The sequence below is a fragment of the Streptomyces toxytricini genome (assembly GCF_014649915.1).
Classification (GTDB): Bacteria; Actinomycetota; Actinomycetes; order Streptomycetales; family Streptomycetaceae; genus Streptomyces; species Streptomyces toxytricini.
Genome location: NZ_BMTY01000010.1, coordinates 179,898 through 195,171 on the forward strand (window position 1 = coordinate 179,898; position 15,274 = coordinate 195,171).

Below are 15,274 nucleotides of genomic sequence, written 5' to 3' on the forward strand. Positions count from 1 at the left end.
ACACCCCTGACGAACCCCAAGGAGCCCGCATGGCCCGCCGCCCCCACCTCCGCAAGCCGCCCGCCTCCCGGCCGAACCCGCTCGACGCCGCCGGCATCACCTACATCGACTACAAGGACACCGACCTGCTGCGGAAGTTCGTCTCCGACCGCGGCAAGATCCGCAGCCGCCGCGTCACCCGGGTCACCGCCCGGCAGCAGCGGCAGCTCGCCGCCGCGGTCAAGAACGCCCGCGAGATGGCCCTGCTGCCGTACGGGAGCCGCTAGGCCGTCTCTTCCGGATCTTGCCTGGCCCGCGCCGTCCGGTGCCGCGCCTCTCCGCGTTGTCGGGTCGTCCGCGTACCCCGGTACGCGGACGACCCTCCGGACGACGCGGGCTTGACCGGCAAGATCCGAAAGAGACGGCCTAGTCCTGTGGCACGGCCCGCCCGCTGCCGAACACCGCGTCGACGAGCCGCTGCTGTGCCGTCTGGAACGCCCCGGCCAGGGACAGCGCGGCGTCGTCCACGTAGTTCAGCCCGGCGGTCAGGGTCCTCCTGCCGTCCGGCGTGCCGTACATCAGCGCCGCGTGCCCGCTGTGGCCGCCGTTGTGGAACAGAACGGTCCCGCCCGCACCCGTCTCCTGCACGCGGATGCCCAGGCCGAAGCCGCTCTCCGGATGCGGCGTGCACATCTCGGACAGCAGCGGGGCCGGCAGGAGTTCGCCGCGCGCCAGCGCGGAGACGAACCGGTGGAGGTCGCGGGTGGTGGAGACCATGTCACCGCCCGCCGAGATCCAGGACGGATTCTGGCGCGTGACGTCGACGGTGACCTCCCGGCTCGCGTCCTCGTACCGGTAGTAGCCGTGGGCGTGCGGCGCGGGCACCTCCGGATCGGTACCGGGCACTATGGTGCCCGTCAGGCCGAGCGGCCCGATGATGCGCTCCTGCGTCTGCTCGGCGCAGGAGCGGCCGCCGACCCTCTCCACCAGCAGCCTGGCAAGCACGTAGTTGGTGTTGGAGTAGCTCCAGCCGGTGCCCGGCTCGAACCGCGCCGGCTTGGACAGCGCCAACCGCACCAGGTCCTCGGGCCGGTGGGTCGTGAACCGCCCCTCCACCCATTCCCTGCCCGAGATCGTGGAGGGGATCCCGGCCGCGACCTTCCCGTCCGCGCCGTACTCCCCGGTGTGGTTGAACACGCCGCTGGTGTGCTGCAGCAGCATCCGCACGGTGATCCGCGGGTCGAGGCCGAACTCCGGCAGGCAGGAGGCCGCGGGGGAGTCAAGCCCGACCCTGCCCTCGGCCACCAGCTGCAGCACCAGAACGGCGGTGAAGGTCTTGGTGTTGCTGCCTATCCGGTAGTGCCCGTCGACCGGCGGTGCGCCCGGGTCGCCGAGGCGGCGGACACCGGCGGTGCCGACCCATTCGCCCCGCTCGTCGTGCACCCGCAACTGCACCCCGGCGATGCCGGATTCGACGATCTCCCTGAGGGCCTTCCGCAGCTCCGGGCGGTCCGGCCCGGCCGCGGCGGTCTCCGGGGTGTTCAGGGGCTCGCTCATGACGGTTCCTCGTCTCCTTGTGGCAGGGGGCTGCAGCACGCGCGGCAGCGGCCGCCCGGGCGACGGGCCCGGTCCGCTCGCCGCGGCGTTGCGAGGAGCGTGCACCCTGACCCGAGGTCAAGGTCAACATGCCTCCGCAGTCCGGCGGATGGGGGGAACGCATGCGCGATACGCTCGCCCGTATGACCGCACCCGAACAGGACCACGACCCCGGCGCGCAGGCGGCCGCCCCCGTGCGGGACGGGGGCTGAGGCGATGGCGGACGGGCTCACGATCGGCCAGGCGGCCGCGTTCGCCGGTGTCACCGTCAAGACGGTGCGGCACTACCACCGGCTCGGCCTCGTCCCCGAGCCGCGGCGCGACGGCTCCGGCTACCGGCGCTACGGGTCGGAGGACCTGCTCCGGCTCATCCGCGTCCGCACCCTGGCGGGGGCCGGCGTCCCGCTCGCCGAGACGGCCGACCTGCTCGACGCCGAACCCGAGCGGTTCGCCGTGGCGCTGGACGGCGTACGACGCCGGCTCACGGAGCAGATCGAGGAGCTCACGGCCCGCCGCGACACCCTGCACCGGCTCGCCCACGGCGACCGGGCCCTGCTGCCCGACCGGGCGTGCGAGGTCCTGGAACGGCTCGCCGGCCTCGGCTTCCGCCCGGACTACGTGGCCGCGCAGCGCGAGGCCCTGGTGCTGTCCCGGGCGCTCATCCCGGAGATCTTCGACGGCTTCCTGGCCCGCCTCGAACTGCTCGTCTGCGACCCGGAGTACGCCGAGCTGACCAGGCGCGGCTGGGAGGCGCGGTCCTGGCGCCCGGACGACCCCCGCATCGAGGAACTGGCAGCCGCACTGGCCGACAGGCTGCTGGCCGACCGCGCCCTGCTGGAGGTGCCGGAGGGCCTGCGGTTCCGGACGGACGCCGCCGCCCGCTACGGCGTGGTCAACCGCCACCGCGAGGACGAGGCGCCGGCCGTCGCCCGGCTGAACGCGCTCGTCGAGGCGAGGCTGCGCGCCGCGGGAATCGGCTTCCCGCACCGCTGAGCAACCCGGCCGACACAGTGCGGAAATACACGCCTGACCATCGCTTTCCTGCACCTGCGGCTACCTGTACCCGAGGCGCAGGGAAACAAGAATTCGAAAACAGAAAATACGTGCACGAAGCACTGATGCGGGCGCTGTCGGGTTTTCGCCCCCGATTCGACCGAAAGCATTCCGGTCGCCGTTTTGAGCCAAACCCCCGGGAATTACCCGCGGGTATACCGCGTGGCACTTTCGTGACCGCAGCCAGTTCAGACACCTGATCACCGTCCGGCCGACGCAACGGACCGCGCTCCGCCGCAGGTTGCGGCCACGGCGGAAACGGACTCTTTACCGCGGGCCGGACAGCGGTAAAGCTGTACGCCGGAAGCCGGAACCGCTGTAGTCTCGGCCCGGCTTCCACCGAAGACCTTCACTCTCCGAACCGACCCAGCGGGAATCCCGCCGCCGAATTGCACGGCCGCTCCGCCCCGGATCCGGGTGTGCGCACCAGCCTCTCCCGCGTCCCGCGAGGCGCACCGGGAAGCTTCCCCGACCTCCTCGATCCACCGCGCCCCTGCCATGTGCGCCGGTAGACGCCATTCGGTGCCGAAACAACCCCGTGCGCTCCCTTCCGCCACTCCCGGACGTCGGGGTGCGGGCAGTACGTTCATAGACCGAAGGCACATTCCACCAGCGGTTTCCACCGTTGAGAGGGACAGGCATGACGAGCCACGCAACCGAAGCCGACCTTGAAAGTCTTCTCCGCCACGCACTCAAGACCACGGACACGGACGCGCGTTGGACGATCGACGCGGACGACATGTGGTGCCGCCTCACACCCGCTTCCGCGACGCCGCGCACCCAGGGCTGGAAGCTGCACGTGTCGGCGACCGCCGCCTCCGCGCCGGAAGTCCTCGCCCGTTCCCTGGACGTGCTGCTGCGCGAGGAGTCGGCGTTCAAGTTCGCCCGGTCGCTCGACCAGGTGAGCGCGCTCAACACCCGGGCCACACCGCGCGGTTCCTCGGGCAAGTTCCTCACCGTCTACCCGTCCTCCGACGCCGACGCGGCCCGAATAGCGCAGGAACTGCACCGGGCCACGGCGGGCCTGGCCGGCCCCCGCATCCTGTCCGATCAGCCGTACGCCGCACACAGCCTCGTCCACTACCGGTACGGCGCCTTCGTCGGCCGGCGGCGGCTGTCGGACGAGGGCCTGCTGGTGTGGTACATCGAGGACCCCGACGGCAACCCCGTCGAGGACAAGCGCACCGGCCAGTACGCCCCGCCCTCCTGGGCCGTCAGCCCCTTCCCGCCGTCCGTCCCTGCCCCGCCCCCCACCGCACAGGCGGCGGCCCGCCCGGTGCTCCTCGGCGGCCGCTTCTCGGTGCGGGAGGCGATCCGGCACACCAACAAGGGCGGCGTATACCGGGGGACGGACGTCACCACGGGCGCACCGGTGGTCATCAAGGAGACCCGGCCGCACGTCGAGGCCGACGCATCCGGATGTGACGTCCGCGACTGGCTCCGGGCCGAGGCCCGGACGCTGGAGGAGCTCAGAGGAACGGGACTCGCTCCGGAACCGCTCGCGATGTTCGAGGTCGGCGGGCACCTGTTCCTGGCCCAGGAGGAAGTGCCCGGCATACCCCTGCGCACCTGGGTCGCGGAGCACTTCCGCGACGCCGGGAGCGAGCGGTACCGCGCCGACGCGCTCGCCCAGGCCGTACGCCTCGCGGAGCTGGTCCAGGCCGCTCACGCCCGAGGCTGCGTCCTGCGCGACTTCACCCCCGGCAACGTCATGGTCCGCCCGGACGGCGAACTCCGCCTGATCGACCTCGAACTCGCCGTCCTCCAGGACGACGACGCGCTGCCGACCCGTGTCGGCACCCCCGGCTTCAGCGCCCCCGAGCGCCTGCTCGACGCCCCGGTCTCCCCGACGGCCGACTACTACAGCCTCGGCGCCACCCTCTGCTTCGTCCTGGCAGGCAAGGTCCCGAACCTGCTGCCGGAGGAACCCGCCGACCGGCCCGCCGAGCAGCGTCTCGCCGCATGGCTCACCGCCTGCACCGCCCCGCTCGACCTGCCGCGCGCCCTGCAGGACACCGTCCTCGGGCTCATGAGGGACGATCCCGCCGAGCGCTGGGACCCCGCCAGGGCGCTCACCGCCCTCCGCGCGGCCGTCCTGCCGAGCCCGGCCCGGCCCGCCGCCGCGCCACCGCCGGCCGGCACGGCCGCCGACGACGTGGACTCCGCCATCGCCGGCATGGTCGAGCACCTCGTCGACACGATCGACCCGGCGGACGACCGGCGGCTGTGGCCCGTCTCCACGATGGCCGGCGAGGCGGACCCCTGCACCGTCCAGCAGGGCACCGCCGGCGTCCTCGCCGTCCTGACCCGGTACTTCGCCCACACCGGCGACCCGCGCCTGCCCGGGCTGATATCCACCGCGGGCCGGTGGACGGCCGCCCGCACCGACACCCGCACCACCCGCCCCGGCCTGCACTTCGGCGGCCGCGGGACCGCCTGGGCCCTGTACGAGGCCGGCCGCGCCGTCGACGACCCCGCCCTCGTCGACCACGCCCTCGCCCTGGCGCTGGCCCCTCAGGAGCCGACCCCCAGCCACGACATCACGCACGGCTCGGCAGGAAGCGGACTCGCCGCCGTCCACCTGTGGCACCGCACCGGCGACCCCCGCCTCGCCGCGGCCGTCACCGAAGCGGCCGACCGGCTGGCCGCCGCCGCACGGCGCGAGCCGGCCGCGGTGAGCTGGCCGGTCCCCGCGGAAGCCGTCTCCGCCGAAGCCGGGAAACGCTACCTGGGCTTCGCCCACGGAACCGCCGGCATCGCCTGCTTCCTCCTCGCCGCCGCAGCCGTCACCCAGCGCCAGGAGCACACGGACCTCGCCCTGGCGGCGGGCGAACACCTCGCGGCCTGCGCAGTGCGGGTGGGCGACGCGGTCCACTGGCCCGCCCACACCGCGGACCTGCCGACGGCCCCGTACTGGTGCCACGGCTCGGCCGGCATCGGATCCTTCCTGATCCGGCTGTGGCAGGCGACCGGCGACGACCGGTTCCGCGACCTCGCCCGCGGCGCGGCCCGCGCAGTCGTCGAACGCGCCTCCCGCGCCGCCCTCACCCAATGCCACGGCCTCGCCGGGAACGGCGACTTCCTCCTCGACCTGGCCGACGCCACGGGGGAGTCCTCCTACCGGGCGATGGCCGACGACCTGGCCCGTCTCATCGTCACCGAACGGGCCCAGCGCGGCAGCCACGTCGTCTTCCCCAACGAGTACGGGGAGGTCTCGACGAGCTGGAGCGACGGAACCGCAGGAATCCTGGCATTCCTCCTGCGGGTCCGCCACACCGAACCCCGGCACTGGATGGTCCAGCAGCCGGTCTGAGCGGCAGGGCACTGCCGCTGAGTCACAGAGAAGGAGAACGTCATGGAGAACCGCGACCTCGAACTGCTCGCCCACCTGCACGCCCTTCCGGAGACCGACCCGGTCGGAGCCGACGGCGCGGCGTTCGCCGCGACCTGTCAGTGCGTCGGCCTGCTGACCCTGCTCAACACGGTCTGCGTCGGCGTCAGCTGCGCCTGACCCGGCCCTTCCGGCCGGCGGCCGTCCCAGCGCGGCCGCCGGCCGAAGCGGTGGTGCCCCCCTCCGGGGGCACCACCGCTCCCGGCAGCCCGTCCCCGCGGATGACCACCCGTAGACGAGGACCCGACCCCATGCAGCCACACGCCGGTGCCGGCGCCCCCGCCCAGGCAGCGCCCCCGCCCGCCGCCCGCACCAGCCCGGACAGCGCGCACGGCGCAACCGGGCCGGCGTACGCCGTCAGCACCCGCGGCCTGGTCAAGACGTACCCCGGCCCCGACGGCACCGCCACCCACGCCCTGCGCGGCCTGGACCTGGACGTGCACCGGGGCGAGACCTTCGCCTTCCTCGGCCCCAACGGCGCCGGGAAGTCCACGACGATCGCCCTGCTGTGTGCCCTCGCCCGCCCCACCTCGGGACGGGCCACCGTGGCCGGCGCCGACGTCCTCACCGAGCCCGACCTGGTACGCCGCCGCGTCGGAATGCTCTTCCAGCACAGCGCCCTCGACCCCGACCTGACGGCCGAGCAGAACCTGCACATCCACGCCCGCCTCTACGGGCTCAGCCGCCGCGACGCCCGCCGCCGGACCACCGAGACGCTGGACGCGGTCGACCTGGTCGACCGGCGCCGCGCCCTCGTGCGCACCCTGTCGGGCGGCATGCGCCGCCGCCTCGAACTCGCCCGCGGCCTGCTGCACGCACCCGAGATCCTGTTCCTCGACGAGCCGACCACCGGACTCGACCCCCATGCCCGCGCACAGGTCTGGCAGCACCTGCGCGCCCTTCGAGACCGGCAGGGCAGCACCCTCTTCGTCACCACCCACTACCTGGAAGAAGCGGAGAACTGCGACCGGCTCGCCATCATCGACGGCGGCCGGCTGGTCGCCCAGGGGGCGCCCGCCGCACTCAAGGCGGCGATCGGCGACGACCGCGTCGTCCTGCGCACCAGCGACGACGCGACGGCCCGCCGGGTCGTGCGCGAGGCGACCGCGTCGCCGGACACCGCCGTCACCGCGGACGCCGAGGGGGTCTGGCTGCGCGTGCCCGACGGCAGCGCCTGGATCCCCCGCCTGTGCGCCGCCCTCGCCGGCCACGGCATCGCCGTGCTCGCCGCGTCCGCCGCTCCGCCCACCCTCGACGACGTCTTCTTCCACCACACCGGCCGCAGCATCAACGCCGCCCGGCCCGACCGGACGCCGGACGCCCCCGGGAGCGCCCCGTGACGACACCCGCCCTCCGCGCACCGGCCGCCCCCGACGGCACCGACGGCCCCGGATCCGCGCCTGCGGACCGGCTGCGCCGCGAACTGCGCGCCGTCCACGCCCTGGTCCACCGCGACCTGCTGCGCCTGGCGGCCCAGCCCGCCCACGCCGCCCTGGTCCTGTTCCAGCCGGTGCTGTACCTCTTCATCCTCGGAGGCGGACTCGCCGCCCTGATCCCGGACTCCTCCCTCGGCACCGGCTACCAGGCCTACCTCTTCCCCGGCATGCTGATGATGACGGTGCAGGCCCCCGCCATCATGGTGGGCGTCCGCCTGATCACCGACCGGCAGAGCGGCTACCTGCGCGAGCTGCTGATGGCACCGGTCAGCCGGCCCGCCCTGCTGTTGGGAAGCTGCGCCGGCGGGACCCTGGTCGCCACCGTCCAGGGCGCCCTCCTCCTCTGCCTCGCCGGCGCCGTCGGCCTGCCCTACGACCCGGTGCTGATCGCACTGCTCCTCGGCGGCATGGTCCTGGCCTCCTTCACCATCACGGCCCTGTCCCTGGCGCTGGCGGTGAGCCTGAACCGTCCCGAGGTGTTCCACATGCTGCTCGGCCTGGTGATGATGCCGCTGATGTTCCTCTCCGGCGGCTTCTTCCCGCTGCACAACCTGCCCGGCTGGGCCCGCGCCCTGGCCGGCGCCAACCCGCTCGCGTACGGCGTCGACCTGCTCCGCGGCTGCATCGCCCTGCGCGTCCCCGACGAGGCGGCCGTCGGCGGCATCGACTGGTTCGGCCGCCAGCCGCCGCTGGTCCTCGAAGCGGGCGTCCTGCTGGCGACCGGCGCGGCGGCCCTGCTCTGGGCGGCCCACCGCTTCAGCCGCCCCGAATGACGCACCGCCCCGCCGGGCGGAAACGGGGCCGCGGGGCGATCCTGGCGGTAAGCCGCCGCACGGTTCCCCCGAAGGCGCGGCTCCCTCCGGCCGGCGGCGGGAAAGCGAGGGCCCTCGCATGAACGCGCCCGTCAAGGACATGCTGCACAGCTACCCCGCCGACCTCGGCGACCTCGACCAGGACCGGCTCGCCCGCTGCATCGAGGAGTGCATCGCCTGCGCGCAGGCCTGCACCGCCTGCGCCGACGCCTGCCTGGCCGAAGGCATGGTCGGCGACCTCACCAAGTGCATCCGCACCGACATGGACTGCGCCGACATCTGCACCGCCACGGCCGCCGTCCTCTCCCGGCACACCGGCTACAACCCCGACATCGCCCGCGCCCTCGTCACGGCCTGCGCCGTCGCCTGCCGGGCCTGTGCGGACGAGTGCGCCGCCCACGCCGACCGGCACGAGCACTGCCGCCTCTGCGCCGAGGCCTGCCGATCGTGCGCCGAGGCGTGCAGCGACCTGGCGGCCACCCTCCGCTGAGGGGCCCCGTCCAGCCCGGGCGCCGGAGGGTCAGGAGGGCTCCGGCGCCAGGCGGGCGAGGAGGCCGTCGAAGTAGCCGCGGTGGAGGGCGGCCAGGTCGATCCGCTCCGGGTCGAGCAGCCACAGCAGGTGGGCGCCCTCCAGGAAGGCCGCCACCTCGGCGGCCAGGGCCTCCGCGTCCGGCACGGGCCGCGCCGTCCCGTCGGCCGCGGCCCGCGTGAACACCGCCGCCAGGTGGCTGCGCAGCGCCCGGCCGCGGTCCCGGAACCACGTGTGCAGGGGAGAGGCGGGATCCAGGTTCTCGGCGGTCAGGGCCGTGTGCAGGGCGGCCAGGTCGCGTTCGGCGGCGGCGGTGTGCTCGGCGTCCCGGACGAGCCAGTCGACCGCCTGCCGGAGCGTGGGCGCCGCGTCCGCGGGGATCGACAGCCGTTCCAGCGCCCGCCGGTCCGCCTCCTGCAGCACGGCCCGTACGAGGCCGTCCTTGCTGCCGAAGTGGTGGATCAGCGCCGACGGGGTCGCGCCCGCCTGCGCGGCGACCGCCGCGACTCCGGTGCCCCGCACCCCGTTCCGGGCGAACAGCCCGATGGCCGCGTCGACCATCGCCCGCCGGCGCTCCACGCCCCGCTTCTGCACCTGTCCCTTGACTCCAGCCATGCGGATCAGAGTGCCCGGTGGCGATCGGCGGCGTCCAACCGCCCCCGGCCCGCAGGAAAAACGGCTGGCGCACCACCGGATCGGACATTAACCTGAATGACCATGCAGGAAAATAACGAGAAGATCATCGCCGCCGGCGACGTCCGGCTCTGGGCGCAGGAGTTCGGGACCCCCGACGACCCGGTGGTACTGCTCCTGATGGGCGCGCAGGCGCAGGGCGTCCAGTGGAACGACGGCCTCGTGCACCGCCTCGTCGCCGGGGGCCGCCGCGTCATCCGCTACGACCACCGCGACACGGGCCTCTCCTCCCGGGTGGACTACGCCGCGCACCCGTACACCGTCGCCGACCTCGCCGCGGACGCCCTGGCCGTCCTGGACGGCTTCGGCGTGGAACGGGCCCACCTGGTGGGGGCCTCCCTCGGCGGCGTCATCGCCCAGCGGCTCGCCCTGACCGCCCCGCACCGCGTACTGACGCTGACGAGCATGTCGTCCCAGCCGCTCGGAACGGACACCGCCGGCGCGGTCCGGCGCGCCATGGCCGGCCTTCCACCGCGGCCGGACGAGCTTCCGCCGCCGGCACCGGAACTGCTCGCCGCCCTCGCCACGTCGTTCCCCGAGCCCGGGACCGGTCTGGAGGGGTACCTCACCGCGCGGATGCCGCTGTGGCGGGTGCTGCACGGCCCGGACCTCCCGTACGACGAGGCGGAGTACCGCGCCATGGAGGAACGGGTCCACCAGCGGGCCGACGACATCACCGCCGGCCTGAACCACACCCTCGCCGGCTCCGCGGGGGACACCTTCACCACGGCGGACCTCGCCGCGGTCACCGCACCCACCCTGGTCCTGCACGGCACCCGGGACCCCATGTTCCCCCCGCCGCACGCCGAGGCGACCGCCGCGGCCATCCCGGGCGCCCGCCTGGCCATGGTCGACGGCATGGGGCACACGATCCCCGCAGCCGTGGAGGAACGCCTGGCGCAGGAGATCCTCACCCACACCGCCCGCCCCCTCATGCCGGCCCGCAGGCCCTGACCGCCCGTGCAGGCCCGGCCCGGTCCGGGCCTGCACGGGCGGCACCCGTCCGGGCGGACGTGGCCCGGGGCGCGGGGCACCGACGGCGTGCGGGGATAGGGATGTCTGCGGCACCGTGCCCCGCCGTCCCAGGGAGACTTCCGATGACATGGATCAACCGACGCGACCTCGCTCTGCTGGCCCTGCGCGCCGGGACCGGAGCCGTGCTGATGGCGCACGGCACGCAGAAGCTGTTCGGCTGGTTCGGCGGCGGCGGCCTCGACCGGACCGCCGCCGCCATGGAGCACATGGGCTTCACCCCAGGGCGGCGCAGCGCCCTCGCCGCCGGGCTCGGCGAAGCCGGCGGCGGGGCCCTGCTGGTCCTCGGCCTCGCCACCCCGGCAGCGGGCGCGGCCGCCGCCGGCGCCATGGCCGGAGCGGTGTCCGTCCACGCCCCGGCCGGGTTCTTCGCCCAGGCCGGCGGGTACGAGTACCCGGCCTTCCTCGGCTTCACCGCGGCCACCATCGGCCTCGCCGGCCCGGGCCGCCTCTCCCTCGACCACGCCACCGGCCACACCTTCGACCAGCGGTGGATGCTCGCCCTGGCCTTCGCCGCGAGCGCCGTCGCGGCAGCCGCGGTCGTGGCCAAGCGGGCCCGAGCGCAACAGGACACGGCCGAGGAGCCGTCCTGACGCCGCCGGGGAAACGCGGCGGGCCGGAGGATCCCGGCCACGCGCCCTTCCACCTCACGCCCGCCCTGCGCCTGGTCGCCGGGCTGCTCGGCGCGGCGGCGTTCGGGACGGGCGTCCTCGCCGTGTTCGTGACGGAGAACGGCACCGGAACGGCCGTCCTGCTCGTCTTCGGCGGGGTCCTGCTGCTCCTCGCCCTGTTCGGCAGCCGCCTCGAGGGCCTGGAGGTCGGCGGAGTCAGCCTCAGGCTGCGCGCGGCCGCCGCGGACAGGCTGGCGCTGGCCGAGGAATCCGAGCGGCAGGGGGACGTCGCCTCGGCGCGGCGGCTCCGCGCCGAGGCGCAGGTCCTGCTGGACAGTGCAGCGCCCGCTGCAGCCGACCGCACGCCGGTACGCCGCACCGCGCGCCGCGGTGCGCAGCGCACCTGGGCGACGGAGGAGGCCGCCGCCCGGGCGCGCCGCTGCGCGGAGGAGCGGGAGCTCGAACCGGCGGATGTCCTGCGCCGGTTCCGGAACGGGAACGCCGAGGAGCGCATCACCGCCCTCGCCGCGATGCAGGCCGACCGGGCCCTGCGCGACTTCGATGCCGCGGTCGCCGCCATCGAGCACCCCCGCAGCGCACTGGAGCAGTACCAGGGGCTGCTGCTCGCCGCCCATATGGTCGACGACCTCGACGAAAGGCAGGCGGGGCGCCTCGCCGACGCCGTCAGGGCTCAGCGGGACCGCCGCTTCCGGCGGGACACGGACCGGTGGAGGCTCGCCGAGTCGATCCTCCGCCGCCTGGCCGGCGGCCGGCCGCAGGACGGGTGACGAGCCGCCCCGGTCAGGGGCGGAAGGCGTCGGCGTGTGCGGCGGCCCACCGGGCGAACGTGTGCGGCGGGCGGCCGAGGACCTCCTCGACGGCCGTGGTCACCTCGGCCACCGTGTCGGGGACGGTCGCCCACATGTGGAGCATGAACTCGATGCCCTCCTCGGGCCAGCCCTCCGCCCTCCATTGCCGGCGGGCCTGCCCGTCGGTCAGCTCGGTGAAGCGGAGCGCCCGGCCGGTGGCCGCCGCGATGGCGGACACCTTGTCGGCCGGGGTGAGCGCTTCGGGCCCCGACACGACGAGCCGCCGGCCCGCGTGGCCCCCGCCGGTGAGTACGGCGGCGATGACGTCGGCGACGTCCGCCTCGTCGGCGGAGGCGGTCCTGCGGCCCGCGTACGGCTCGCGGACCTCGCCGGCCGTGCGGATGGCCTCCGCCCAGCCGAGCGTGTTGGCCATGAAGTCGATCGGCCAGACGAACGTCCACTCCAGGCCGCTCTCCCGCACGGCCCCTTCCAACGGCCCCTCCCCATCGGCGGACAGGACCGTGAGCCGCCGCACTCCGGCCTCGGCGGCCAGCGCCACGATCTGCGGGCCCGTCTCCAGCGGGGTGTGGTCGTGCCCGGTGGCGCCGAGCAGGTGCACGGCACGCGCCCCGTCGAACGCCTTCGCCAGGGTCTGCGGCCGGGTGAGGTCGCCGACCACCACCTCGACGCCGTCGGGCACGCCCGCGGCGGCCGGCGTACGCGTGAGCGCGCGGACCTCCTCCCCGCCCTGCCGCAGCCGCTCGACCACCAGGCGCCCCAGCCTCCCGGTCGCACCGGTCACCAGAATCGTCACGTCGCCCTCCTCGCCGTCCATCCCGCATCTGCGGATGACGTTAGGCGGCATCTAGGCCGACTGCTGTCCTCGATGGCCCCGGTGAGGCAGGTCCGCGGTGACCACCAGCAGCGAGGTCCCGCCCCGCCTGCGGACGGATGACGCAGTGCGGAATCCGCGCCCGTGCAGGGCCGCGCGCACGGACTCCGTCATCGGCCCCAGGGCCCGGCCCTCGGGGGCGCCGTAGACCAGGAGGAGCCGGCCACCCGGCCGCAGCAGCCGGGACAGCACGGACGACTCACGCGCGGCCGGGCCGGTCCAGGGCGACCAGCCGGCCGCGGCCGCCCGCGAGCCGTTCGCAGACGAGCGCCGCTGCGACCCCGGGGCCGCAGCCGACCTCCAGGACCCGGTCGTCCGGACGTACGTCGAGCAGGTCCACGGCGGCGACCAGCCGCTCCGGCACGCGCATCCCTCCGGTATAGCAGCCGCCGGGGCCCCGCGCGGCCCCGGCGGTCCGCGATGCGCCCGGGATGCCCGGGGCCGGCCGGAGCCCCGAGCCGGAGGTCAGGCGTCGCGCCCCATGGTCTTCCGGATCCAGTCCCTGTAGACGGGCACGCCGGCGTAGAGGCCGGGTCCGTCCGAACAGACGACCCCCGGGGCGCCGGGGCCCGAGGTGACCCCGACCAGCTCCCACCGCCCGTGCCTGCCCCGCTGGAGCTGCGGTCCGCCCGAGTCGCCGAAGCACGCCATCGCCTTGGGCACCCTGCTGATGGTGCACAGCCGTGTCCGGTCCGCGTAGCCGGGGGCGCACTCGGACTCGGCGCCGATGCGGGTGTCCAGCTCCTGCAGCCGCTCCGCGAACCGCAGCTCCGTGTCCGCGGTGGTCCCGAAGCCCAGGATCCGCGTCGGGGTGCCGGGACGGCCGGCCCGCTCCGCGAGGCGGACCGGCTTGCCGGCCACCGGGCGGTCGAGGCGGACCAGCGCGATGTCGTGCCTGTTGAAGGCCTTGCCCTCACCGTTGACGTAGCCGGGGTGGACCACGATCCGGTCGATGGCCCGTACGGTTCCCCCGGACTTCCGGTGTCCGCTGCCGATCCGGACGGTGCCCTCCAGCTCCAGCCCGTCACCCTGCACGCAGTGGGCCGCCGTCAGCACCCACTGGGGATCGATGAGCGACGCCCCGCAGTTCCCGTCGTACAGGCCGTACTTCGGGGCCGACTCCGGAATCGTCGCCATGAACGGGTAGTCCCCGACGGCATCGGATCCGTTGACGATGGCCCCGGCGCTGCCGGCCAGCAGGGTGGCGCATGCCGCCGCGACGAGCGTTCCGACGACCGTGGTGCGCGCCACGCGGCGGCGCACCGAATGCAGTGTGACCACAGACAGTTCCTTCACTCGGGGTTCGGACGTGCTCCAGCCTGCCCGTTCAAGATCAACAGAGCCATGGGGGCAACACACCACCCGGGGTAGGGGTAACCCCCGTACTGGGCGGGTGACCGCAGTGCCCGGTGCCTCCGGTCGGCCCAGTGCGACCGCCCGGCTCCGGGAGCGCCGCCACCCGGTGTGCACACCCCGCGACCTGGCGATTCGCACGCCGCCCGCGAAGGGCCCCGGCGCGGTGGGCCCACCCCGGGCAGCCGAGCGGATGCCGCAGCGCGGGACCGCCGCTAGGTTCCGACGGCATGGAGCACACACCGGGCGAGCGTCCCTCCGACCCCACCCGCCGCGCCGTCCTCACCGCGAGTGCCGGCGTCGGCGCCGCGCTCATCGCGGGCTGCGCCCGCGGGGGCACTCCCGGCGCACCGGCACCGACCACCACCGCCGCCGGGTCCACCTCGCCGACCACTGCTGCAGGAGGTATCACCCCGGGCGTGATGACGCTGTTCAAGAACCCCGAGTACAACTTCAGCGCGCTCCTGGCGCTCGGCGCCTCCGGTGCCGGAGCCGCCGAGGTCGGCGAGGTCCTGACCGCCGTCAACACCGTCAACGGTGCCGGACTGTCCCCCCAGTCGTACGTGGAGACGTTTCGCAAGCTCGGCGACCAGCTCCTCGAACCGCCGCCCGGGGCCCCGGCCGACGACCAGACCAAGCGGTTCCGGTCGCTGCGTGCCGCCCAGTACTACGGACAGGCGCTGTTCTTCGTCCTCGGCTCCGACGCCCCGGGCAGCGAGGAGCAGCTGTACCGGTCCGGCCGCAAGGCCTGGGACACCTTCTGCGACCTGTGCGAGCCCGCCGCGGTCAAGGCGCAGGTCCCGTACGGGACGACACCGCTGCCGGTGTGGTTCTTCCGCCCCGACACCTCCGGCGCCCGGCGCCCCACGGTGATCCTGACCAACGGCAGCGACGGCCAGAACGTCGACATGTGGACGTACGGGGTCGCCGCCGCCCTCGAACGCGGCTGGAACGCCCTCGTCTACGACGGCCCGGGGCAGGGCCAACTGCTGTTCGTCGACCGGATCGTCTTCACGCCGACCTGGGAGAAGGTCGTCACCCCGCTCGTCGACTGGCTGACGGCCCGCTCCGACGTCGACCCGGACCGG

16 protein-coding genes are annotated in these 15,274 nt (G+C 74.5%); 11 read left to right on the forward strand and 5 right to left on the reverse strand.

The genetic code is table 11. From position 1 onward, the window contains the following. The first annotated feature begins 29 nt into the window (after window positions 1–29). Window positions 30–266: a 30S ribosomal protein S18 gene (rpsR, locus tag IE170_RS15040; protein WP_189809865.1), complete on the forward strand. Its 237-nt coding sequence runs from the start codon at window positions 30–32 to the stop codon at window positions 264–266. Window positions 267–405: 139 nt separating this feature from the next. On the opposite strand, the gene IE170_RS15045 is transcribed toward rpsR, so the two are convergent. Further along, window positions 406–1,536, reverse strand: coding sequence for a serine hydrolase domain-containing protein (locus IE170_RS15045; RefSeq protein WP_189809866.1), 1,131 nt, complete (start codon window positions 1,534–1,536; stop codon window positions 406–408). A gap of 255 nt (window positions 1,537–1,791) precedes the next feature. Here IE170_RS15045 and IE170_RS15050 point away from each other — a divergent pair, with 255 nt between their 5' ends. The 6 genes from IE170_RS15050 to IE170_RS15075 all read left to right on the forward strand — a co-directional run bounded on the left by IE170_RS15050 (window position 1,792) and on the right by IE170_RS15075 (window position 8,757). Further along, a complete protein-coding gene (locus IE170_RS15050) occupies window positions 1,792–2,568 on the forward strand; it encodes a MerR family transcriptional regulator (RefSeq protein WP_189809867.1) in 777 nt (258 codons plus the stop codon). A gap of 700 nt (window positions 2,569–3,268) precedes the next feature. Beyond that, window positions 3,269–5,941: a class IV lanthionine synthetase LanL gene (lanL, locus tag IE170_RS15055; RefSeq protein ID WP_189809868.1), complete on the forward strand. Its 2,673-nt coding sequence runs from the start codon at window positions 3,269–3,271 to the stop codon at window positions 5,939–5,941. A gap of 42 nt (window positions 5,942–5,983) precedes the next feature. Continuing rightward, on the forward strand, window positions 5,984–6,139 hold the full coding sequence (locus IE170_RS15060; protein ID WP_185902601.1) for a VenA family class IV lanthipeptide: 156 nt from the start codon (window positions 5,984–5,986) through the stop codon (window positions 6,137–6,139). A gap of 131 nt (window positions 6,140–6,270) precedes the next feature. After that, window positions 6,271–7,359 carry an ATP-binding cassette domain-containing protein gene (locus IE170_RS15065; RefSeq protein ID WP_189809869.1) on the forward strand — a complete coding sequence of 363 codons (1,089 nt, stop codon included), beginning with the start codon at window positions 6,271–6,273 and terminating at the stop codon, window positions 7,357–7,359. Then, on the forward strand, window positions 7,356–8,228 hold the full coding sequence (locus IE170_RS15070) for an ABC transporter permease (RefSeq protein WP_373298991.1): 873 nt from the start codon (window positions 7,356–7,358) through the stop codon (window positions 8,226–8,228). Before IE170_RS15065 ends, IE170_RS15070 begins: the two co-directional genes overlap by 4 nt. A gap of 118 nt (window positions 8,229–8,346) precedes the next feature. Beyond that, entirely contained in the window at window positions 8,347–8,757 is a 411-nt protein-coding gene (locus IE170_RS15075; RefSeq protein WP_189809870.1) for a four-helix bundle copper-binding protein, read from the forward strand. Window positions 8,758–8,787: 30 nt separating this feature from the next. On the opposite strand, the gene IE170_RS15080 is transcribed toward IE170_RS15075, so the two are convergent. Beyond that, a complete protein-coding gene (locus IE170_RS15080) occupies window positions 8,788–9,411 on the reverse strand; it encodes a TetR family transcriptional regulator (RefSeq protein ID WP_189809871.1) in 624 nt (207 codons plus the stop codon). A 96-nt stretch (window positions 9,412–9,507) separates the two neighbouring features. Between IE170_RS15080 and IE170_RS15085 the strand changes: the two genes are divergently transcribed. The 3 genes from IE170_RS15085 (at window position 9,508) to IE170_RS15095 (ending at window position 11,920) form a co-directional block, all read left to right on the forward strand. Next, window positions 9,508–10,443, forward strand: coding sequence for an alpha/beta fold hydrolase (locus IE170_RS15085; RefSeq protein WP_223856756.1), 936 nt, complete (start codon window positions 9,508–9,510; stop codon window positions 10,441–10,443). 143 nt (window positions 10,444–10,586) lie between these two features. Beyond that, entirely contained in the window at window positions 10,587–11,114 is a 528-nt protein-coding gene (locus IE170_RS15090; protein ID WP_189809872.1) for a DoxX family protein, read from the forward strand. 122 nt (window positions 11,115–11,236) lie between these two features. Continuing rightward, a complete protein-coding gene (locus tag IE170_RS15095) occupies window positions 11,237–11,920 on the forward strand; it encodes a hypothetical protein (RefSeq protein WP_189809873.1) in 684 nt (227 codons plus the stop codon). 13 nt (window positions 11,921–11,933) lie between these two features. Here IE170_RS15095 and IE170_RS15100 read toward each other — a convergent pair whose 3' ends face one another. The 3 genes from IE170_RS15100 to IE170_RS15110 all read right to left on the reverse strand — a co-directional run bounded on the left by IE170_RS15100 (window position 11,934) and on the right by IE170_RS15110 (window position 14,114). Beyond that, window positions 11,934–12,755, reverse strand: a complete 822-nt coding sequence (locus tag IE170_RS15100) for an NAD(P)H-binding protein (protein WP_189809874.1) — start codon at window positions 12,753–12,755, stop codon at window positions 11,934–11,936. Window positions 12,756–13,032: 277 nt separating this feature from the next. Next, window positions 13,033–13,203 (reverse strand): hypothetical protein, encoded by a 171-nt coding sequence (locus IE170_RS15105; RefSeq protein WP_189809875.1) that lies wholly within the window; start codon window positions 13,201–13,203, stop codon window positions 13,033–13,035. A 95-nt stretch (window positions 13,204–13,298) separates the two neighbouring features. Then, complete coding sequence (locus IE170_RS15110) at window positions 13,299–14,114, reverse strand: S1 family peptidase (RefSeq protein WP_189809876.1); 816 nt, start codon at window positions 14,112–14,114, stop codon at window positions 13,299–13,301. Between the two features lie 302 nt (window positions 14,115–14,416). Between IE170_RS15110 and IE170_RS32635 the strand changes: the two genes are divergently transcribed. Further along, window positions 14,417–15,274, forward strand: an 858-nt coding sequence (locus tag IE170_RS32635) for an alpha/beta hydrolase family protein (RefSeq protein WP_506417266.1), incomplete at its 3' end; no start/stop codon positions are given.